The following is a 19,499-nucleotide window of genomic DNA, read 5'->3' as shown; positions in this document are numbered from 1 at the left end:
GGCTTTTTTGTTCTTGGAGAAAGTAAAAGCTCGCCCGCGATCTTTGATGGGAGCCAGTCACTGCCAATTCGGTCTGCGGCCACTGAAACACCCGCTAAAAAAACCTGACAATCGACTCAGTAAGTCGGCATTTCTGCCGTTACAGTAGGTGGGCACAATGCCATCTATTGTCATGACGGTCGGAGCTTTACCCTTGCCGCGTTCTTCCGCTGTACGTATCAGCCATTTCCTACCGTCGTTACTGCTTTTGCTTGCGGGGCTTGCGGCCGCTTACATCAAGGACCTCAACGTCTTTTTCACTTCGCTGTTCAACGTGTTGCCGACCCTGGTGCTGTTACTCGGTGGTGCGTATTGCGCGGTTTACCGACGTCAGCGCGAACTGTTTCTGATGGTGACGGTGTACATCGCCTACTTTCTGCTCGACACCCAGACCGACTATTACCGCGACAACGGCAAGGTCCGTGAAGATGCAGCAGTGGTGTTCCACCTGTGTTGCCTATTGCTGCCGCTGTTGTTCGGCGTGTTCGCCGCATGGCAGGAACGCACCCACTTGTTTCAGGACATGGTGGCGCGCTTCGCGGTATTGCTCGCTGTTGGCAGTGTCGCGCTCGGGCTGGAGCAAAGTTATCCCCAGGCCTTGTTGATGTGGCTGTCGGAAATCCGCTGGCCAGCGCTGCATGGCGCCTGGATGAGCTTGATCCAGTTGTCCTATCCCGTGTTCATCGCCTCGTTCCTGCTGCTGAGCTGGCAATACTGGCGTAACCCCAGACCCTTGCACGCCGCACAACTGGTGGGGTTGGTCGGGTTGTTCTGGGCGTTGCCGAAAACTTTCATCCTGCCGTTCACCCTGAACATCATGTGCAGTCAGGTGATGCTAATGATTGCCGCCGCGGTCGCCCACGAGGCCTATCAAATGGCCTTCCGCGATGAGCTCACTGGCCTGCCGGGTCGTCGCGCCTTGAACGAGCGGATGCAGCGGCTGGGGCGCAATTACGTGCTGGCCATGAGCGACGTCGATCACTTCAAGAAATTCAACGACACCCATGGTCACGATGTCGGCGATCAGGTCTTGAGACTGGTCGCCAGTAAGCTGTCGAAAATCGGAGGAGGCGGTAGGGCATATCGCTACGGCGGTGAGGAATTTGCCCTGGTGTTCGCGGGCAAGACCCTCGAAGAGTGCATGCCGCACCTGGAAGTCATCCGCGAATCCATCGCCACCTACAACATTCAGTTGCGCAATCAGGACAGCCGTCCTCAGGACGACCAGCAAGGTCGCCAGAAACGTGCAGGTTCGGGCGCTACCAGTGTGTCGGTCACTGTCAGCATCGGCGTGGCCGAACGACAAGAGCAGCGCACCCCCGAAAAAGTACTCAAGTCCGCGGACGAAGCGCTCTACAGCGCCAAGGGCGCCGGGCGAAATTGCGTGGTGGCATTCGGTCAGACTCGCCGTGGCGCGGTGCGCATGGACGCCGCTGCGGGTTGAGTGATGATGGCGCATTCAGCGCCTGGACTGTGATTGTGAGGCCGGGTGGGCGGCAGTAGGTTTGAACGATCTGCTGACGGAGAAACGACCATGCCCGAATACAAAGCTCCCCTGCGCGACATGCGCTTTCTGATCGACCACGTCTTCGACTTCCACACCACCTACGCCGGGCTGGGCGCCACCGACGCGAGCCCGGACATGGTCAATGCGATCCTCGAAGAAGGCGCGAAATTCTGTGAGAACGTTCTCGCACCGTTGAATCGCAGCGGTGACGAAGAAGGCTGCCATTTCGACAACGGTGTGGTGACAACGCCTACAGGCTTCAAGCAGGCTTTCGCACAGTACGTGGAAGGTGGCTGGCACGGTCTGGCAGCTGATCCGGCGTATGGCGGCCAGGGTTTGCCAAGTTCTCTGGGCCTGGTCATCAGTGAGATGGTCGGCTCCAGCAATACCTCGTGGGGCATGTACCCCGGCCTGACCCACGGGGCGATGTCGGCCATCCACGCCCACGGCACCGAAGATCAGAAGAACACCTACCTGAGCAAACTGACGGCTGGCCAATGGACCGGCACCATGTGCCTGACCGAGGCGCATTGCGGCACTGACCTGGGCATCATCAAAACCCGCGCCGTGCCTTCAGCCGACGGCAGCTACGCGATTTCCGGCAGCAAGATCTTCATCTCGGCCGGCGAACACGACATGAGCGACAACATCATTCATCTGGTGTTGGCGAAACTGCCGGATGCTCCGGCAGGCACCAAGGGTATTTCCCTGTTCATCGTTCCCAAATTCCTACCCGATGCCGAGGGTGAAGCCGGCGAGCGCAACGGCGTCTCCTGCGGCTCGATCGAACACAAAATGGGCATCAAGGCCTCGGCGACCTGCGTGCTGAACTTCGACGAAGCCAAGGGCTTCTTGATCGGCGAGCCGAACAAGGGCCTGAACTGCATGTTCACCATGATGAACCACGCACGGCTCGGCACTGGCATGCAGGGGTTGTGTCTGGGTGAGGCGAGTTTCCAGGGTGCCATCAAGTACGCCAACGATCGCCTGCAAATGCGCGCGCTGACTGGCGCGAAAGCACCGGACAAAGCCGCCGATCCGATCATCGTTCATCCTGACGTGCGCCGGATGTTGCTGACCATGAAAGCCTTCAACGAAGGCAACCGCGCGCTGACCTATTTCACCGCGCAGCTGCTGGACGTCGCACACCTGAGCCCGGATGAAACGGCGCGTCAGGACGCCGAAGACCTGTTGGCCTTCCTGACGCCGATCTGCAAAGCCTTCATGACTGACACCGGTCTGGAGGTCACCAACCACGGTATGCAGGTGTTTGGCGGTCACGGCTTTATCCGTGAATGGGGCATGGAGCAGTTGGTTCGCGACTGCCGGATCGCGCCGATCTACGAAGGCACCAACGGCATTCAGGCGCTGGATTTGCTCGGGCGCAAAGTGCTCGGCAGTCAGGGCAAATTGCTGCGTGGCTTCACCAAAATCGTCCACAAATTCTGCGCGGCGAATGCCGAGCATCCACAACTGGCCAGCTATGTGGCTCAACTCAATGGACTGAATCAACAGTGGGGCGAGTTGACCGCCAAGGTTGGCATGGCCGCAATGAAGAATCCGGACGAAGTCGGTGCGGCGTCGGTGGATTATTTGATGTACAGCGGTTACATCATCCTCGGCTATCTGTGGTTGCGCATGGCGCTGGTGGCCCAGGCGCAACTCGACGCTGGCAGCGGTGATGCGGATTACTGCCGAGGCAAACTGGCAACCAGCGAGTTCTACTTCAAGCGTTTGCTGCCGCGTACTGCCGCTCATCGGGCGGCTATCGAAGCGGGGAGTGATTGTTTGATGAAGTTGCCGGCGGAGTTGTTTGCGCTCTGACGATTGTTAAAAGCTTCGCGGGCAAGCCTCGCTCCTACAGGTCAGTGTCGTTCACGGGATATGCGTGACCCCGACCTGTAGGAGCGAGGCTTGCCCGCGAATGCGTTCTGCCAGACGAGAACTGCTCAGCTGAAATGCTGCTGACTAAAAATTACAAAACGGTCACGGCCTGACCCTATGTGTCGCAAAAGTTGTTGGGTTACACTCGAGCCCAACGAAAACATCATTCCCACGAATCACCTGTTTAGATCTTGCGAGGTTTGCCATGGCTGACTACAAAGCGCCCCTGCGCGATATGCGCTTCGTCCTCAATGAAGTCTTCGAGGTCGCCAAACTCTGGGCGCAGCTGCCTGCGCTGGCCGAGACCGTTGACGCTGAAACCGTCGAAGCCATTCTCGAAGAAGCCGGCAAGGTCACCAGCAAAAGCATCGCGCCCCTGAGCCGTGCAGCTGACGAAGAAGGTTGCCATTGGGCGGACGGTGCCGTCACCACGCCGGCCGGTTTCCCACAGGCTTATCAGACTTACGCTGAAGGCGGTTGGGTCGGTGTCGGTGGCGATCCGACCTACGGCGGCATGGGCATGCCCAAGGCCGTGTCGGCGCAAGTCGAAGAAATGGTCAACTCCGCCAGCCTGTCGTTCGGTCTGTACCCGATGCTGACCGCCGGTGCCTGCCTGTCGATCAACGCCCACGCCAGTGAAGAACTGAAAGGTGCGTACCTGCCGAACATGTATGCCGGCGTCTGGGCCGGTTCTATGTGCCTGACCGAACCGCACGCCGGTACAGACCTGGGGATTATCCGCACCAAGGCCGAGCCTCAGGCCGACGGTTCCTACAAGGTCAGCGGCACCAAGATCTTCATCACCGGTGGCGAGCACGACCTGACCGAGAACATCATTCACCTGGTGCTGGCCAAACTGCCGGACGCCCCGGCGGGGCCGAAAGGCATTTCGCTGTTCCTGGTACCGAAGTTCATGGTCAATGCCGATGGCAGCCTGGGCGCGCGTAACCCGGCGAACTGCGGTTCGATTGAACACAAGATGGGCATCCAGGCCTCCGCGACGTGCGTGATGAACTTCGACGAAGCCGTGGGTTACCTGGTCGGCGAGCCGAACAAAGGCTTGGCGGCGATGTTCACCATGATGAACTACGAGCGTCTGGGCGTCGGTATCCAGGGCCTGGCCACCGGCGAACGCTCCTACCAGAACGCCGTCGAATACGCCCGCGACCGTCTGCAAAGCCGTTCGCCGACCGGCGCGCAGAACAAGGACAAGGTCGCTGACCCGATCATCGTCCATCCGGACGTGCGTCGCATGCTGCTGACCATGAAAGCCTCGAACGAAGGCGGTCGTGCGTTCTCCACTTACGTGGCCATGCAACTGGACACGGCCAAGTTCAGCGAAGACGCGACCGTCCGCAAACGCGCGGAAGATCTGGTCGCTCTGCTGACGCCAGTAGCCAAGGCGTTCCTGACCGACCTCGGTCTGGAAACCACCGTGCACGGCCAGCAGGTTTTTGGCGGCCACGGTTACATCCGTGAGTGGGGTCAGGAACAACTGGTTCGCGACGTGCGCATCACCCAGATCTACGAAGGCACCAACGGCATTCAGGCGCTTGACCTCGTAGGACGCAAGATCGTCGGCACGGGCGGGGCGTTCTACAACCTGTTCGCGGATGAGATTCGTCATTTCACCGCCACCGCCAGCGCTGATCTCGCGGAGTTCACCAAGCCGCTGAACGATGCCGTCACCACCCTCGACGAGCTGACTTCGTGGTTGCTGGACCGGGCGAAAAACAACCCGAACGAAATCGGCGCGGCGTCGGTCGAGTACCTGCAAACCTTCGGTTACGTGGCTTACGCCTACATGTGGGCCCTGATGGCCAAGGCGGCCTTCGGCAAAGAAGCGCAGGATGATTTCTACGCGAGCAAGCTGGGCACGGCGCGGTTCTATTTCGCCCGTCTGCTGCCGCGTATTCACTCGTTGAGTGCGTCGGTGAAGGCGGGGAGCGAGTCGCTGTTCCTGCTGGACGCCGGACAGTTCTGACCCGATAGCGTCATGTAAGCATTCTCTTACATGACGTGCTGCTGTTCTCCCATAGGCGAAGATTGGATCCAGAGCTAATCTACTTCACATGGACGTCGCGCAGGAAGCGCAAAGCAACAACACGGACACGTAGGATTCTGCCAGGACGGCGGAGTGAAATGGATGTCAGGGAAACAGTCTGCAAAGCCCCGCTTCGGCGGGGTTTTCTTTTGCCCGCAGAAAAGTATTCAGCGCGGCCCGTCGAGCGTAGTCGAGCTGTTCGAACGGTCGTCGGGCCCGTTCATCACTTCTTCCAACAGCGTGCGCAATAGGGCCAGCGAGGCTTGTTGCCGCTGCACATCCCGACACACCAATCCGACTTTCAGCGGCACTCGTGGCTCGGTCAGCGGTTTCCAGAGCAATTCATTGTTGCCGAGCGCCTTTTGCGAGCGCCCAGGCAGCACGGTGGCCAGCCGGGTGTGGGGCAGACTGTCGAGAATCCCCGCCATGTTGTTCAGTTCCGCCTGCACCTGCGGCCGTCGTCCCAGATTGGCCAGTTGTGTCTGCCAGATCTGCCGCACTTGAAACTCTTCACCCAGCAACAGCATGGGCAACTCGGCGGCCTGACTCATCGAGACTTTCTTGAACTCGCGCAACGGGTGGTCCGCCGGGATCACCAGGGTCAGTTCATCTTCGTACAGCATGACGCCATGCAACCCCGGCTGTCGGGGCGGCAGGTAGCTGATGCCGATGTCGAGGGAACCATTGAGCAGCCGCCGCTCGATTTCCAGGCCAGTCAATTCGTAGATCTGCACCACCAGATGCGGTTGCGCCTTGCGCACGCGTTCGAGCATCTGCGGCACGAGACTTGTGTGAACCGTCTGCAACACGCCAATGGCCAAGGTGCGCAGCGCCTGACCCTTGAAGTTGCCCAATGCCTCGCGGGCCCGTTGCAGGCCATCAAGCAAGGGTAGGGCGTGGTTGTACAAAGTATGGGCGGCCAGAGTGGGTAGCAGGCGTTTGCTGCTGCGTTCGAACAGGCTTACATCAAGGTTTTGCTCGAGCTGGCGGATCTGCTGGGACAGCGCCGGCTGGGAGATTGACAGTCGCTCGGCCGCCCGGCCGACGTGGCCTTCTTCATAGACCGCGACGAAATAACGCAGTTGCTTGAAATCCATAAGGTGCGCTTATCGAAAATGCTGGGAAATCGAAATGGCTCAACGCCTTGTCTGGGCCTAGTCTAACCGCATTCACAAGGCTTACAGGGCCAGAGCGCACGATGAATACCGTTTACGTTGATGGTGTTTACATAGGTAAGGCAAAAAACCTCAAGCGAGGCTTTTGCGGATGAATCTGTTCAACTTGCGTCGCACTCCACCGAGCCTCGACGACTTGGTCGTAGACACTTCCCAAGCGTCCAGACGCGACAACCTTTCCCGCGAGTGCCTGATGCCCAGTGTCGAGCGGCCGAAGCAGATTTTTGTCCGCGGCCAAGGCTCCTGGCTGTGGGACAGCGATGACCGCGCTTACCTGGATTTCTCGCAGGGTGGCGGCGCCAACAGCCTGGGCCACAGCCCTTCGGTGCTGGTCAATGCGATATCAGAACAGGCTCAATCGCTGATCAACCCGGGTTTCGCACTGCATAACCGCGGCATGCTCAACCTTGCCGAGCGGCTCTGCAATAGCACCGGCAGTGATCAGGCGTACCTGCTCAACAGCGGCACCGAAGCCTGTGAGGCCGCGATTCAACTGGCTCGTCAATGGGGTCGACTGCATCGCAGCGGGGCCTCACGGATCATCGTGGCCAGCAACGGCTGCCATGGCCGTAGTCCCGGGGCGATTTCACCGTCGGACTTTCACCCCGTTCCCTTCAATGATCTGGCGGCGATGCACGCGGCGGTCGATGCCCGGACCGTGGCCATCCTGCTCGAACCCATCCAAAACGAAGCCGGGGTGATTCCGGCCACTGCGCATTACCTCAAGGGTGTCGAACGCCTGTGTCGGGAGCTGGGCATTTTGTTGATCCTCGACGACGTGCACACCGGCCTCGGTCGCTGCGGCACGTTGCTTGCCGAACAGGTCCACGGTGTTCGGGCAGATATCGTCGTCCTCGGCGAAGGGCTTGGCGGTGGTGTGCCATTGGCTGCGTTGTTGGCGCGGGGCAAGGCCTGTTGTTTCGAGGTGGGCGACCTGTCGGGCGCTCATCATGGCAATGCGCTGATGACCGCTGCCGGTCTTGCGGTGTTGAACACGATTCAGGACAAGGTTTTTCTCGATCATGTGGTTGAAACCGGTCAGCACCTGCGCGAAGCCTTGAGTCGTTTGTCCTATCGCTATGGTCACGGCGAGTTGCGCGGGCAAGGGCTGCTCTGGGGACTGACCCTGTCCGACGATTCCGCTGAAGCCGTGGTCAAAGCCGCGTTGTCCGAAGGCTTGGTGATCAACGCCCCACAACCCGATTGCCTGCGCTTTACCCCGGCGCTCACGGTCAGCAACGCCAACATCGACGAAATGATCCTGCGCCTGTCCCGCGCCTTTTCCCGCGTACGCACCGCACAACTGCAGTGCCGCAAGGGGATTGCGGTCTGATCAGACTTTTCCCGCACGAATTCCAGAACCGTCTCGCGGTAATAACGCATCGCCCCACGTTTGATTCTTTCGCGTGGGGCGTTTTTTTGCCTGCGATTCATGAGGTTTCGCTATTGCGCCAGGTTCCTACTGAACCCTGACGAACGGCGCGTGTCGATTAGCAGTAGGGCTCACACGAGTTCACTTCACATCAGGAGCTGCCCCATGGATTTCATTCGCATCATCATTGCCATTCTGTTGCCACCACTGGGCGTGTTTCTACAAGTCGGTTTCGCCGGCGCTTTCTGGCTGAATATTTTGCTGACGTTGTGCGGTTACATTCCGGGGATCGTGCATGCGGTGTACATCATCGCCAAGCGCTGAGTTCTGCGGCGTCAGATAGAACGCTTTCGCGGCAAGCCTCGCTCCTACGGGGATAACACCGTACCTGTAGGAGCGAAGCTTGCCCGCGAAGGGCGCGACGCGGTTTCAGCTTGCGAGTTCGATCACCCGCCGATAAAACAACCACTCCTGCTCCAGCGCATGGGCCTGGTTCCCCGCCTTGCGAAAGCCATGACGTTCGTCCGAGTAGTAATGCGCTTCAACCAGAATGCCGTTGTCTTGTAGCGCCTTGACCATGTCGCGGGTCTGTTGCGGCACCACCACGGCGTCCAGTTCGCCCTGAAAGAAAATCATCGGAACACTGATGTTGTTCGCATGCAGCAGCGGAGTACGCGCGGCGTATCGTTCGGCATCCTCAACCGGATCGCCAATCAGCCAATCCAGATAATCGCCTTCGAACTTGTGGGTCGCGCGGCCCAGTGCCACGGGATCGCTGACACCGTAAAGGCTGGCGCCTGCGCGGAAGACGTTGTGAAAGGCCAACGCACACAGCGTGGTGTAACCGCCAGCACTGCCGCCGCGAATAAACGCCTTGTCGCCGTCGATCAAGCCGCGATCGGCAAGATAAGCGACCACCGCGCAGGCATCTTCGACATCCACGTCACCCCAACTCAAATGCAGCGCCTGGCGATACGCCCGGCCATAGCCACTGCTGCCGCGGTAGTTGAGATCGGCCACGGCGAAGCCGCGTTGCGCCCAATACTGAATGCGTGGATCAAGCATCGGGTAGCAGGCCGAGGTCGGGCCGCCGTGGATGAAGACCACCAGCGGCGGTTTCGCCTCGCCGGTCATTGGCGGATAGAAGAAGCCGTGGGCCTCGCCCGAACCGCTCGGGTAGCGCAAGGTTCGCGGGACGCTGATGCGCTCGGCGGGCAACGGTGCGATCCCGCCGGCGATGATTTTGACCTGGCGGGTATCGCGCTCGATTGCGATCACCGCCGACGAACTGACCGGCGATGCCGCGATGCAATAGATGAATTGCTCATCCAGTGCGAGATGACGAAAACGGCTGTAATCGCCGGTGAAATCTTCAGCGGCGTCACCGCAGATTCCCAGTTTGCCGAACCCGCCTTCGGTCCAACTGGCCAAGTAGCGGCTTTCGCCCAGCGGCAACCAGGTGCTGCCCCCCAGCTGCCACGGTGCCGGCCCATGGTCAGCGGCGACACTCGGCAGCTGGCTCAGGCCGTCTGCGGATTCCGCCCAAGGCTGCCAGTAGCCGCCGCGATCCGTCAGGCAAAACAGGTGGCCGTCGCTGTCGAAACGCGGTTGTTGCAGTGACTCCTGCGCACCATCGCCCGCCAAACAACGTGGTTGAGCGAAGCCCCCATCATTCTGGCGCTCGGCAACCATCAAGCGAGTGGCGGTCCACGGCTGATCCGGGCGGCTCCATTCAATCCACGCCAATCGTTGCGAGTCCGGACTCAGCGTCGGCGCGGCATAGAAATCGGCGCCTTCGGCCAGCAGATGACGCTGGCCGTCAGCCACATCAATCGCCACCAGACGATGCCGATCCCGGTTTTCTTCAACCGCCAAAACCTGTCCGTTGGCAAACTGCAGATCGCCGTAACGGCATTCCCCGGAGGTCAGCACCTCAGGCGTCTCGCCCGCCAGCGATTGCCGATAGAGTTGCTGCTCTGCTTCGTTGACGAAAACAATCCCGTCATCCGTCAGACAAAACGCGCCACCGCCATATTCGTACACCCGACTGCGCACGCTGAAACCCGTTGGCGTCAGGCAACGGGCCTGGCCGTCGCGCCAATGCCAGATCCTGCAGGCGGCATCTTCGGGACGGTATTCGTTCCAGAACAGGCCATGCTGGCCGACTAACAGCTCGGCGAAGTCGATACCGGCCGCAACGGCCCGGGAAGCGCTGAAGGGTTCAGCTTTTAGCGATGAGGCGTGAGTTTCGTTCATTGCGAAAGGCCAGTTGTTCGATGGTCTGGGTCGCGGGTTCGGCTTCTTCGCGGGCCTTGAGAATCACGCCATGATGCTCCGACTTGCTGCACACCGGGTCGGCATTGCTGGCGTCACCCGTGAGCATGAACGCCTGGCAGCGGCAGCCGCCGAAGTCTTTTTCTTTCTCGTCGCAGGAGCGGCATGGCTCGGGCATCCAGTCGTAACCACGGAAGCGGTTGAAGCCGAACGAGTCGTACCAGATGTGCTGCATGCTGTGATCGCGCACGTTCGGAAATTGCACCGGCATCTGCCGGGCACCGTGACACGGCAGTGCGGTTCCGTCCGGCGTGACTGTAAGAAAGATGCTGCCCCAGCCGTTCATGCAGGCTTTCGGGCGTTCTTCGTAGTAGTCCGGCGTGACGAAAATCAGCTTGCACGGATGCCCTTCGGCTTCCAGTTTGGCGCGGTATTCGTTGGTGATGCGTTCGGCGCGAACCAATTGCTCTTTGGTCGGCAACAGGCCGACCCGATTGAGCTGTGCCCAACCGTAAAACTGGCAGGTGGCGAGTTCGACAAAGTCCGCTTCAAGGGCGATGCACAGCTCGATGATCCGGTCGATCTTGTCGATGTTGTGCCGATGGGTCACGAAGTTCAGCACCATCGGGTAGCCGTGGGCTTTCACCGCACGAGCCATTTCCAGCTTCTGCGCGAAGGCCTTTTTCGAACCAGCCAACAAGTTATTCACTTGTTCGTCGCTGGCCTGGAAACTGATCTGGATGTGATCAAGGCCGGCTTTCTTGAAGTCGCTGATTTTCTGCTCGGTGAGGCCAATGCCGGACGTGATGAGGTTGGTGTAGAAACCCAACTTGCGCGCCTCGGCGATCAACTCGGCAAGGTCCTGGCGCACCAGCGGCTCACCGCCGGAAAAGCCCAGCTGTGCGGCACCCATTTCCCGGCCTTCGCGGAACACTTTGATCCACTGCTCGGTGCTCAGTTCTTTGCCTTGTTCGGCGAAGTCCAGCGGGTTGGAGCAGTATGGACATTGCAGCGGACAGCGGTACGTCAGCTCGGCCAGCAGCCACAGCGGCAGGCCGATTTCAGGTTTTGGCGGTAACGTGCCTGACACGGAATCAGGCAAGTTCGATCCAGTGCTGAGCACGGGCTACCTCCATGAACTGCTCGATGTCCTCAGCGAGCTCGGGCACGTCGGGGAACTTCGCGTCCAGTTCGGCGATGATCGCCGCTACGTCACGCTGGCCATCAATCAAACCGCCAATCAGCGCAGCGCTGTCGTTGAGTTTGATCATGCCTTCCGGGTACAGCAGGACATGGCCTTTCTGCGCCGGTTCGTACTGATAGCGGTAGCCCTGACGCCACGTCGGGGTCTTGCTGCGATCGAAACTCATAAGGTGATTCCTTTATGCCAGACCCGCTGGTCGGTCACGCTGTGATACGGCGGGCGGTTCAGTTCGTAGGCCATGCTCATGGCATCGAGCATGCTCCAAAGGATGTCCAGTTTGAACTGGAGAATTTGCAGCATGCGCTCTTGGCCTTCACGCGTCGTGTAGTGCTGCAAAGTGATCGCCAGACCGTGTTCCACGTCACGGCGCGCCTGGCCGAGACGGGTGCGGAAATACTCGTAGCCCGTCGGGTCGATCCACGGGTAATGCTGCGGCCAGCTGTCGAGGCGCGATTGGTGGATCTGCGGCGCGAACAACTCGGTCAGCGAGCTGCTGGCGGCTTCCTGCCAACTGGCCCGGCGGGCGAAGTTTACGTAGGCGTCCACGGCGAAACGTACGCCCGGCAAGACCAGTTCCTGCGAGCGCAGCTGATCCGGGTCGAGCCCGACGGCCTGGCCCAGACGCAGCCACGCTTCGATGCCGCCGTCTTCGCCGGGGGCGCCGTCATGGTCGAGCAGGCGCTGAATCCACTCGCGACGGATCTCGCGATCCGGGCAGTTGGCGAGGATCGCAGCGTCCTTCAGGGGGATGTTCACCTGATAGTAGAAGCGATTGGCGACCCAACCCTGGATCTGCTCGCGGGTCGCCCGGCCTTCATACATCGCCACGTGGTACGGGTGATAGATGTGGTAATAGGCGCCCTTGGCGCGCAAGGCTGCTTCGAATTCGGCGGGGGACATTGGGGTGTCAGTCATTGCGGTTCTCCGGGGATGACCGGTGGATTCTCTGGTGTCTGGTCCGACGCCTTCGCGGGCAAGCCTCGCTCCTACAGGGGCACGCGATCACTGTAGGAGCGAGGCTTGCCCGCGAAGAGGCCATCCGCTACAACACAATACTCATGCCGTCATACGCCACTTCAACCTTGCGCCGAGCCAACTCGGCACGCTCCGGCGAATCTTCATCGAGAATCGGATTGGTGTTGTTGATGTGGATAAGCACTTTGCGCTGCTTGGGCAACTGTTCCAGCACTTCGAGCATGCCGCCGGGGCCATTTTGCGCCAGATGGCCCATCTCCCGTCCAGTGCGCGTGCCGACGCCACGGCGCTGCATTTCGTCGTCGTCCCACATCGTGCCGTCCACCAGCAGGCAATCGCTGGCGGCCATGATGTCCAGCAGCGGCGCATCGACTTTGCCCAGGCCCGGCGCGTAGAACAGTTTGCCGCCGGTGTTCAGGTCTTCGACGATCAGGCCAATGTTGTCGCCCGGGTGCGGGTCGAAGCGGTGCGGCGAGTAGGGCGGCGCGGCGCTGCGCAGGGGCAGCGGGGTGAAGAGCAGGCTTGGGCAGGCCGGGATGGTAAAGCTGCGGTCGAGTTCAATGCGGTTCCAGTTCAGCCCGCCATTCCAGTGCTTGAGCATGGTGAACAGGGGGAAACCGGTGCTCAAGTCTTCATGGACCATGTCGGTGCACCAGACCTGGTGCGGGCAACCTTCGCGCAGGCTGAGCAGACCGGTGGTGTGATCGATCTGGCTGTCCATCAGGATGATTGCGCTGATGCCGGTATCGCGCAGGGCGCGGCCCGGTTGCAGCGGGGTGAAGCCTTGCAGCTGGACGCGGATGTCCGGCGAAGCGTTGCACAGGATCCAGTTCACGCCGTCATCGGAAATCGCGATGGACGACTGGGTACGCGCCTTGGCGTTCAGGCTGCCGTTGCGAAAACCGGCGCAGTTCACGCAGTTGCAGTTCCACTGGGGGAAACCGCCGCCGGCGGCGGAACCTAGAATCTGGACAAACATGGGCGCTCCATTTCAACGCTGAAAATAAAAACGCCCCGGTAAACCGAGGCGTTGCACATCATTACAACGGCAGACCTTAGCGGCTTGCGAAGTACATGGTGACTTCAAAGCCGATACGCAGGTCGGTGTAAGCAGGTTTGGACCAGGACATGGGAGCGCTCCTTCAGGTGATGAGACAGTTGAGACCTATACATATAGTCCACCTCCAGTCGGAGATGTTCAGATAGTTAGGTGGCTATGTTACTCAAAATTACAGCGCGATTGGCCGCGAATCTTTGAGAAAGCTAATTGCAGCGTCGGTAATGATCATTTTGCCGCTTGCCAAGGTGCTGTCGCGCTGGCGCTGCTGGCCAAGCAGCGCCAGCCACCTTCGGCCTGATTCAGTCGTCGGGCTGCTTCTTTCAATGCGTTGCGGTCGATCAGCAGGATCGCTTCAGGCAATCGCTCCAGATAATCCGACGAGTGGCCCGCCAGTTTGCCCTGCCAGAGCAGTTCGGCCGACTGAGCGTGGGGCAGTGCGGTGGCGTGGAATTGGTCGGCCAAGGCCTGGCGCTGGGCAATGAAGGTCGCATCATCGACGCCTTCAATCAGTGCGGGCATTTCGTTCAAGAAACGCTCTATGTGCTCCAGCAGATCCTGAGGGACAACGCTCGGTGATTGAACGCCGAACAGCAGCCCGGTCTGCCCATGGAACTGACGCAGGCCGCTGAACACGGCATAACCCAATTGCAGTTCAACCCGCAGGCGCTGATAGAACGGCGTCTGGCACAGGTGAGCGAGCAAACGCCAAGCGGCTTCGTCGGTGATGTCTTGCGTGGCCGGCGGGCAAAACAGCAATAGCGCGTGTTCGCTGGAACCGGTGTCGAGCGCGCTCCACAGATGCAGCGCGTTTATCGAGGCGGGCGGCGACGGCTGATCGTCCGCAGCACCGGGCACACGACTAAGTGCCAGGCCCATCGCTGCTTGCGTCTGCGCCGACAGGCCCATCGCCAGACCTTGCCAGCGTGCGCTCGCCCAGAGCTGCTGCACGTCATCACTTTCAGCGGTGCGCTCAAGTGAATGCTCGGGAAGCATTTTCAGCAGCTGTCTGATCGGTATCAACGGCATGCTTGGCGGTTCTTCCTGTGGGAAACCGACATCGGGTTTTGTCAGCTCTTTCAGCACATGTTCGAGGACGGTCGGCATGGGCTCCTGCAGGCCTGTCATCTTCAGCAGCCATTCATTGCCTGATGCACTGAAGGAAAACTCGACCCCCGCCTGGCGGGCATCTTCACGCAAGGGTTGCAGGCGATTTTCCAGGTTCGATTGAACACGGGGATGAGGTTTGGCCTGCAGTCGCCAGCGCAGATAAATCGCGCCCTCATCCGTGTTGTCCGGCAACGCCTGACTGAACTGCATCGGCGAGTTTTCGCGACGGCTGCGCGAGCGATCCTGGGCAAACGTCCGCAGGCCGCGGTGTTTGCTGGTCTGGCCGCGAATCAATCCGGCATTGGTCGCTGGTGCTTCTGTGCGTAAAAACGGGTTTGGCGCTGGTAATTGCCATTCGCCGGAGAAGTTATCCACAGCGCCGATTTTTTTCAGGATGTACTTGAGCGCTATGACGCCTTGTTCGGATAAACCGGCTTCAAGCTGCTCACTGTCCAGTCGCGCCAGTTGCAGAGCACCGCTGACGTGTTGCTGACGGTCGAGCAGGGCGGCGTACTCTTGGCGCAACTCGGTCCAGTTCTGGTGAGAGGCAAAAAAGCCCAGCCAATCCACAAGCCGTTCGCGGATCGCGTTCCCCGGTTTAGTTGTGGTGAATTCAATGTGCAGCAAGGCTTGGCCGGCGAACTGATACAGCGGCGCGGCTTTCAGGCTGTCCGCCAGCCCTTGCTCGCGCAATTCAGCCAGCAGACCGCCAGGTTTAGCGGCGTTCAGCCAATGGCACAGGAACGCTAATGCCTCGCGGGATGAGTCGGGCAACGCTTCGAACGCGAACAGTAGATCGAGCCGACGTTCGCCAGCCTGTTGATAACTTTTGTCGGAAGAGTCCATAAGCGGTGCAGGTGCTTCTTGCGCAACCTTTTCCCCTACGGCGAGAAGATCGCCAAAGTGCTGAGCCATTGCCCTCAACTCATCGAGACTCTGCGGTCCGGCCAGGCTCAACGTCATCTGCCCGGTCCGATAAAACCGCTGATAGAAATCCCTCAACGCTTGCTGAAACTCCGGCTGCGGCACCGGCAGGGTGTAGCGGTTGCCTGCATGAAACGCCCGTAGCGGGTGAGCCGTCGACAGACCGTCGAACAGCGCGAACTGCTGTTGAGCCGTGGCATCCCGGGACCAGGCGACAAATTCGGCGTGCAGCACTTCCCGTTCCCGCCGCTGATCGTCCAGATTCATACGCGGATGAGCGAGCATGTCTGACAGACGCTCCAGCCCACCGCTAAACGCCTGAGGCGGCAGTTCGAAAAAGAAGTCGGTGGTGCGTTCGCTGGTGCGCGCATTGACCTGGCCGCCATGACCTTGCACGTAGGCCATCAGCCCTTGCCCTGCGGGAAAGCGCTCCGTCCCCAGAAACAACAAATGCTCGAGAAAGTGCGCGAGGCCGGGCCATGCCAGCGGCACGTCATGACTGCCTGCGAAAACCCGCAACGCCGCGGCGCAGCGCTTCAAATCGGGAGCATGACGCAGCGTCACCCGCAAGCCGTTGGCCAGGGTTTCAGTGTGGGGGCGAGGGTGATTCAGCGCAGGCATGAGCACTTCCAGGACAGAGAAGCGCTAATGCTAGCGGATTACGATGGATCAGCGCTTGTTAAGGTCGCCGTAAAGCTCAGGACGGCGATCGACCAAGTAGCGATTGGCGGCACGGGATTCGACCATTAACTGACGATCCAGCTCACCGACAATCAGTGCTTCATCCAGGCCCGCCTGGGCGATGCGGCTGCCATCCGGTGCAGCGATGCTGCTCTGGCCGCAATAGTTGATTTCACCTTCCTGCCCGCAATAGTTGGCATATGCCACATAACACTGGTTTTCGAAGGCGCGGGCGCGGACGGTGACATCGGCAACGAAGTCAAAGGGAACCATGTTCGCCGTCGGCACCAGGATCAACTCGGCACCGGCCAAGGCCAGGCGACGGGCGTTTTCCGGGAACTCCAGGTCGTAACAGATCAAAAAGCCGAGCTTCCAGCCGTTGAGTTCCACCAAGGGGAAATCATCCTGCCCGGCGCTGAACATCGAGTGATCGAGGTCGCCGAACAGGTGAGTCTTGCGGTAGTTGCACAGGCGCTCGCCGTTGGCGTCGATCAACTGCACGGCGTTGTAGATCTGCCCGTCCTCGGTGCGCTCGGGATAGCCATACAAAATGGCAATCCCGGCGGTCTTGGCAATGCGCGCGATCTGCTGCGCCGATTCACCGTTGTGCACCTCCGCCAGCACGCTGACGGCATCGATGCCGATGTTGTAGCCGGTCAGGAACATCTCCGGCAGCACCAGCAAGTCAGCGCCCTTGGCCTCCAGCGCCAGTTGATGCAGGCGTTGCAGATTGCCGGCGACATCCAGGGGCAGCGGTGGACATTGGTAAAGGGCTACGCGCATTTGGAACTCCTTTTACTCGGGCAGGGCGATCGGACCGATCTCGTTGAACACATCCCCTGGACCCGGGTTCTCGGCGTGAGTTTCACCGCCGAAGTGTTTCATGATGCCCCAGACCGCGTTGAGCGAGGTCTGCACCGCGCCTTCCACCCACGCCGGCGTCCATGAAACGTCGTCGCCCGCGATGAAGATCCCGCGTTGCTCGGCCGGCATGTCGTCCTGCATGAAGTGCGCATACATCCGCTGGTTGTAGCGGTAGTGGCCGGGCAGGGCGCCTTTGAAAGCGCCGAGGAAGTGCGGGTCGGCTTCCCATGACACGGTGATCGGATCGCCGATGATGCGCGCGGCAATGTCGACTTTCGGGTAGATCTTTTTCAATGCGTCCAACGCCAGCTTCACGCGTTTTTCCACCGGGTGCGGCAGCATTTTCAGTGCGTCGCTCATCCACGAGTACGACAGGCAAATCACCCCCGGCTTGTCGTCGCCGTTGTCGAAGAGGTAGGTGCCGCGGGTCAGGCGATCGGTGAGGGTCATGCTCATCAGGTCGCGGCCGGTTTCCGGATCTTTGTCCTTCCAGAATGGCCGGTCGACCATCACAAAGGTTTTCGACGATTGCATGTAGCGGGTGCGGTCGAGGGCCATCCACATCTTTTGCGAGAACAGGGTTTCGTCGCATTCGATCTGGGTGGTCAGCAGCCAGCTCTGGCAGGTGGTCAGTACCGCCGCGTATTCGCGGGTGTCGCCGTTGTTATCGGTGACCGCAAAACGGCCGTCCGGGGCATGAGCGATTTTTTTAACCCCGGAGCGTGGCGCGCCTCTGTGCAGCGACTTGAGGCTGGTGCCTTCGGGCCAGTGCACGCAACGTTCCGGCACATGACGCCAGATGCCTTGCGGCACTTGTTCGACGCCGCCGACGACCAGATGTTGGTGATCGTCGCAGTTGGTCATCACGACGCGGAAGATTTCCAGCATCGAGTTCGGGAAGTCCGAGTCCCAGCCGCCGGTACCGAAACCGACCTGGCCGAACACTTCGCGGTGATGGAATGAGAGCTTGGCGAAGGCTTCGGAGGTAGCGACGAAGTCGTAGAAGGTTCGGTCATCCCACAGCGGAACCAGGGTGTTCCACAGCTCTTTGAGGCGTGGCACATCGCGGTCGCGGATCGCTTGCTGGATATCGGCGAACTGCGAGCCAGCCTCCAGTGCATCTGCCCAAGCGTCAGCCACTTCCTGGAATAGTGCAGGAAGATCTGCCAGTTTCTGTGCGTAATGGGTTTTGCCTTCCAGGTCGATCACGGTGCTGCCAGAGGCTGGCGTCAGCGGATTGGGAAAGGGTTTGGTCTCGAGACCGAGCTTGTCGACATAGTGGTAAAACGCCGTGGACGACACCGGAAAGCGCATGCCGCCCAGTTCGGCGACGATGCCATCGGTCCCGTTGAACGCTTGGGAACGCAGACGGCCACCCATTTTCGAAGCTTCGTAGACGACGGGTTTGAGGCCCAGTTTCATCAACTCATAAGCTGCCACCAGACCGGCGATACCTGCGCCAACAATCGCCACTTCGGCACCATGATTGTGTGCCGGAATGCTGCCCAGGCCGGCCGGGTGTTCGATCCAGTCGTCAAAGCCGAAAGGAAAGTCCGGGCCGAAAATGGTGACTGGTTTTTTACCGTCTGCAGGATGGCGATTGTTCTTGTTCATGACTGACCTTACTGGCGACCCGACGCGGAATGCGCATCTGAGTATAGGAAAAGATGGCAGCCATTCTAGAGAGCGTAGAACACGTTAATAAGACGCAATGTGTCGTCGTTTTGATAATTTTTTGGTCATTATGACGATAAACCACTACATACTGACCAGTGTTGGAGCGAGCCTGCTCGGGCCCTCAAGACGCTGCAAATCAAACCGGCTGCCCCCGATCAATCTTGCTGCTCAAGATGATCGACGTCGTCGTCTTCTCCACCCCATCCACACTGCCAATCTGATCCAGCAACTGATCCAGCTGCTCCGGCGATTCCGTGCGAAGCCATGCCACGTAGTCAAACTCGCCACTCACCGCACACAACTGCTGCACCTGGGCCATGGCACTGAGCCGGCGCAGCACTTCCTTGCCCGAGCGCGGTTGCACCGTGATCCCGACATACGCCTGCAAGCCGCCATCCACCACACGTTGACCCAGACGCACGCCGTAACCGGTGATGACTTTTGCCTTTTCCAGCCGTGCCAGACGAGAAGTCACCGTGGTCCGTGCGATTCCCAACTGGCGAGCGAGCATGGCCACGCTTTCACGGGCGTTGATCTGCAAGGCCGCGATCAGTTGGCGGTCGATTTCGTCAAGAACGGGTGGGCGGGTGTCAGGCAAGGGTCGTCTCCAGCAACACAAATCAGTGGGCTGGCATGTTACAGCACGGCTGGCACGGCGGATGTCAGAGAACGTCAGACGCCGCGCGGAAGACAGGATGGACACCAGCTGTCA

16 protein-coding genes are annotated in these 19,499 nt (G+C 60.0%); 5 read left to right on the top strand and 11 right to left on the bottom strand.

The window, feature by feature from the left end; all coding sequences use genetic code 11:
- Nucleotides 1–193: 193 nt before the first annotated feature.
- The 3 genes from JIO00_RS26985 to JIO00_RS26975 all read left to right on the top strand — a co-directional run bounded on the left by JIO00_RS26985 (nt 194) and on the right by JIO00_RS26975 (nt 5,414).
- Entirely contained in the window at nt 194–1,483 is a 1,290-nt protein-coding gene (locus JIO00_RS26985; RefSeq protein ID WP_010467125.1) for a GGDEF domain-containing protein, read from the top strand.
- A gap of 90 nt (nt 1,484–1,573) precedes the next feature.
- Nucleotides 1,574–3,370 carry an acyl-CoA dehydrogenase C-terminal domain-containing protein gene (locus JIO00_RS26980; protein WP_154501952.1) on the top strand — a complete coding sequence of 599 codons (1,797 nt, stop codon included), beginning with the start codon at nt 1,574–1,576 and terminating at the stop codon, nt 3,368–3,370.
- A gap of 265 nt (nt 3,371–3,635) precedes the next feature.
- Nucleotides 3,636–5,414 carry an acyl-CoA dehydrogenase C-terminal domain-containing protein gene (locus JIO00_RS26975; RefSeq protein ID WP_154501949.1) on the top strand — a complete coding sequence of 593 codons (1,779 nt, stop codon included), beginning with the start codon at nt 3,636–3,638 and terminating at the stop codon, nt 5,412–5,414.
- A gap of 227 nt (nt 5,415–5,641) precedes the next feature.
- Here JIO00_RS26975 and JIO00_RS26970 read toward each other — a convergent pair whose 3' ends face one another.
- Complete coding sequence (locus tag JIO00_RS26970) at nt 5,642–6,571, bottom strand: LysR family transcriptional regulator (RefSeq protein WP_200667192.1); 930 nt, start codon at nt 6,569–6,571, stop codon at nt 5,642–5,644.
- Nucleotides 6,572–6,740: 169 nt separating this feature from the next.
- Here JIO00_RS26970 and JIO00_RS26965 point away from each other — a divergent pair, with 169 nt between their 5' ends.
- Both JIO00_RS26965 and JIO00_RS26960 read left to right on the top strand, forming a co-directional pair.
- Nucleotides 6,741–7,982, top strand: a complete 1,242-nt coding sequence (locus JIO00_RS26965) for an aspartate aminotransferase family protein (protein ID WP_077747299.1) — start codon at nt 6,741–6,743, stop codon at nt 7,980–7,982.
- 204 nt (nt 7,983–8,186) lie between these two features.
- On the top strand, nt 8,187–8,345 hold the full coding sequence (locus tag JIO00_RS26960) for a YqaE/Pmp3 family membrane protein (protein WP_007904205.1): 159 nt from the start codon (nt 8,187–8,189) through the stop codon (nt 8,343–8,345).
- Nucleotides 8,346–8,450: 105 nt separating this feature from the next.
- Here the strand turns inward: JIO00_RS26960 and JIO00_RS26955 are convergent, their stop codons facing one another.
- The 10 genes from JIO00_RS26955 to JIO00_RS26910 all read right to left on the bottom strand — a co-directional run bounded on the left by JIO00_RS26955 (nt 8,451) and on the right by JIO00_RS26910 (nt 19,385).
- Nucleotides 8,451–10,277: a S9 family peptidase gene (locus JIO00_RS26955; RefSeq protein ID WP_200667191.1), complete on the bottom strand. Its 1,827-nt coding sequence runs from the start codon at nt 10,275–10,277 to the stop codon at nt 8,451–8,453.
- Complete coding sequence (pqqE, locus tag JIO00_RS26950) at nt 10,243–11,385, bottom strand: pyrroloquinoline quinone biosynthesis protein PqqE (RefSeq protein WP_200668676.1); 1,143 nt, start codon at nt 11,383–11,385, stop codon at nt 10,243–10,245. Before pqqE ends, JIO00_RS26955 begins: the two co-directional genes overlap by 35 nt.
- A gap of 4 nt (nt 11,386–11,389) precedes the next feature.
- Nucleotides 11,390–11,665 carry a pyrroloquinoline quinone biosynthesis peptide chaperone PqqD gene (pqqD, locus tag JIO00_RS26945; RefSeq protein ID WP_010467137.1) on the bottom strand — a complete coding sequence of 92 codons (276 nt, stop codon included), beginning with the start codon at nt 11,663–11,665 and terminating at the stop codon, nt 11,390–11,392.
- Entirely contained in the window at nt 11,662–12,414 is a 753-nt protein-coding gene (gene pqqC, locus JIO00_RS26940; RefSeq protein WP_010467138.1) for a pyrroloquinoline-quinone synthase PqqC, read from the bottom strand. The genes pqqD and pqqC overlap by 4 nt, the downstream gene beginning before the upstream one ends.
- Nucleotides 12,415–12,541: 127 nt before the next feature.
- Entirely contained in the window at nt 12,542–13,453 is a 912-nt protein-coding gene (gene pqqB / locus JIO00_RS26935; RefSeq protein WP_010467139.1) for a pyrroloquinoline quinone biosynthesis protein PqqB, read from the bottom strand.
- 76 nt (nt 13,454–13,529) lie between these two features.
- Nucleotides 13,530–13,604: a pyrroloquinoline quinone precursor peptide PqqA gene (gene pqqA / locus JIO00_RS26930; RefSeq protein ID WP_009045898.1), complete on the bottom strand. Its 75-nt coding sequence runs from the start codon at nt 13,602–13,604 to the stop codon at nt 13,530–13,532.
- A gap of 155 nt (nt 13,605–13,759) precedes the next feature.
- Complete coding sequence (pqqF, locus tag JIO00_RS26925) at nt 13,760–16,186, bottom strand: pyrroloquinoline quinone biosynthesis protein PqqF (protein ID WP_200667190.1); 2,427 nt, start codon at nt 16,184–16,186, stop codon at nt 13,760–13,762.
- Nucleotides 16,187–16,234: 48 nt separating this feature from the next.
- Nucleotides 16,235–17,029, bottom strand: a complete 795-nt coding sequence (locus JIO00_RS26920; protein WP_010467143.1) for a carbon-nitrogen hydrolase family protein — start codon at nt 17,027–17,029, stop codon at nt 16,235–16,237.
- Nucleotides 17,030–17,041: 12 nt separating this feature from the next.
- On the bottom strand, nt 17,042–18,724 hold the full coding sequence (locus tag JIO00_RS26915) for a flavin monoamine oxidase family protein (RefSeq protein WP_010467144.1): 1,683 nt from the start codon (nt 18,722–18,724) through the stop codon (nt 17,042–17,044).
- A 199-nt stretch (nt 18,725–18,923) separates the two neighbouring features.
- On the bottom strand, nt 18,924–19,385 hold the full coding sequence (locus tag JIO00_RS26910) for an Lrp/AsnC family transcriptional regulator (protein ID WP_109635345.1): 462 nt from the start codon (nt 19,383–19,385) through the stop codon (nt 18,924–18,926).
- Between the last annotated feature and the right edge of the window lie 114 nt (nt 19,386–19,499).

It is taken from the genome of Pseudomonas sp. SW-3, assembly GCF_016615645.1.
Taxonomy (GTDB): domain Bacteria; phylum Pseudomonadota; class Gammaproteobacteria; order Pseudomonadales; family Pseudomonadaceae; genus Aquipseudomonas; species Aquipseudomonas mandelii.
Note: the sequence above shows the minus strand (reverse complement) of the source record. Positions and strands in the feature narration are given on the sequence as shown.

Coding starts and splice junctions, on each gene's coding strand:
- pqqC (WP_010467138.1), bottom strand. CDS start 12,414: ATGACTGACACCCCAATGTCCCCCGCCGAATTCGAAGCAGCCTTGCGC.
- JIO00_RS26980 (WP_154501952.1), top strand. CDS start 1,574: ATGCCCGAATACAAAGCTCCCCTGCGCGACATGCGCTTTCTGATCGAC.
- pqqF (WP_200667190.1), bottom strand. CDS start 16,186: ATGCCTGCGCTGAATCACCCTCGCCCCCACACTGAAACCCTGGCCAAC.
- pqqD (WP_010467137.1), bottom strand. CDS start 11,665: ATGAGTTTCGATCGCAGCAAGACCCCGACGTGGCGTCAGGGCTACCGC.
- pqqB (WP_010467139.1), bottom strand. CDS start 13,453: ATGTTTGTCCAGATTCTAGGTTCCGCCGCCGGCGGCGGTTTCCCCCAG.
- JIO00_RS26960 (WP_007904205.1), top strand. CDS start 8,187: ATGGATTTCATTCGCATCATCATTGCCATTCTGTTGCCACCACTGGGC.
- JIO00_RS26915 (WP_010467144.1), bottom strand. CDS start 18,724: ATGAACAAGAACAATCGCCATCCTGCAGACGGTAAAAAACCAGTCACC.
- JIO00_RS26970 (WP_200667192.1), bottom strand. CDS start 6,571: ATGGATTTCAAGCAACTGCGTTATTTCGTCGCGGTCTATGAAGAAGGC.
- JIO00_RS26955 (WP_200667191.1), bottom strand. CDS start 10,277: ATGAACGAAACTCACGCCTCATCGCTAAAAGCTGAACCCTTCAGCGCT.
- JIO00_RS26920 (WP_010467143.1), bottom strand. CDS start 17,029: ATGCGCGTAGCCCTTTACCAATGTCCACCGCTGCCCCTGGATGTCGCC.
- JIO00_RS26965 (WP_077747299.1), top strand. CDS start 6,741: ATGAATCTGTTCAACTTGCGTCGCACTCCACCGAGCCTCGACGACTTG.
- JIO00_RS26975 (WP_154501949.1), top strand. CDS start 3,636: ATGGCTGACTACAAAGCGCCCCTGCGCGATATGCGCTTCGTCCTCAAT.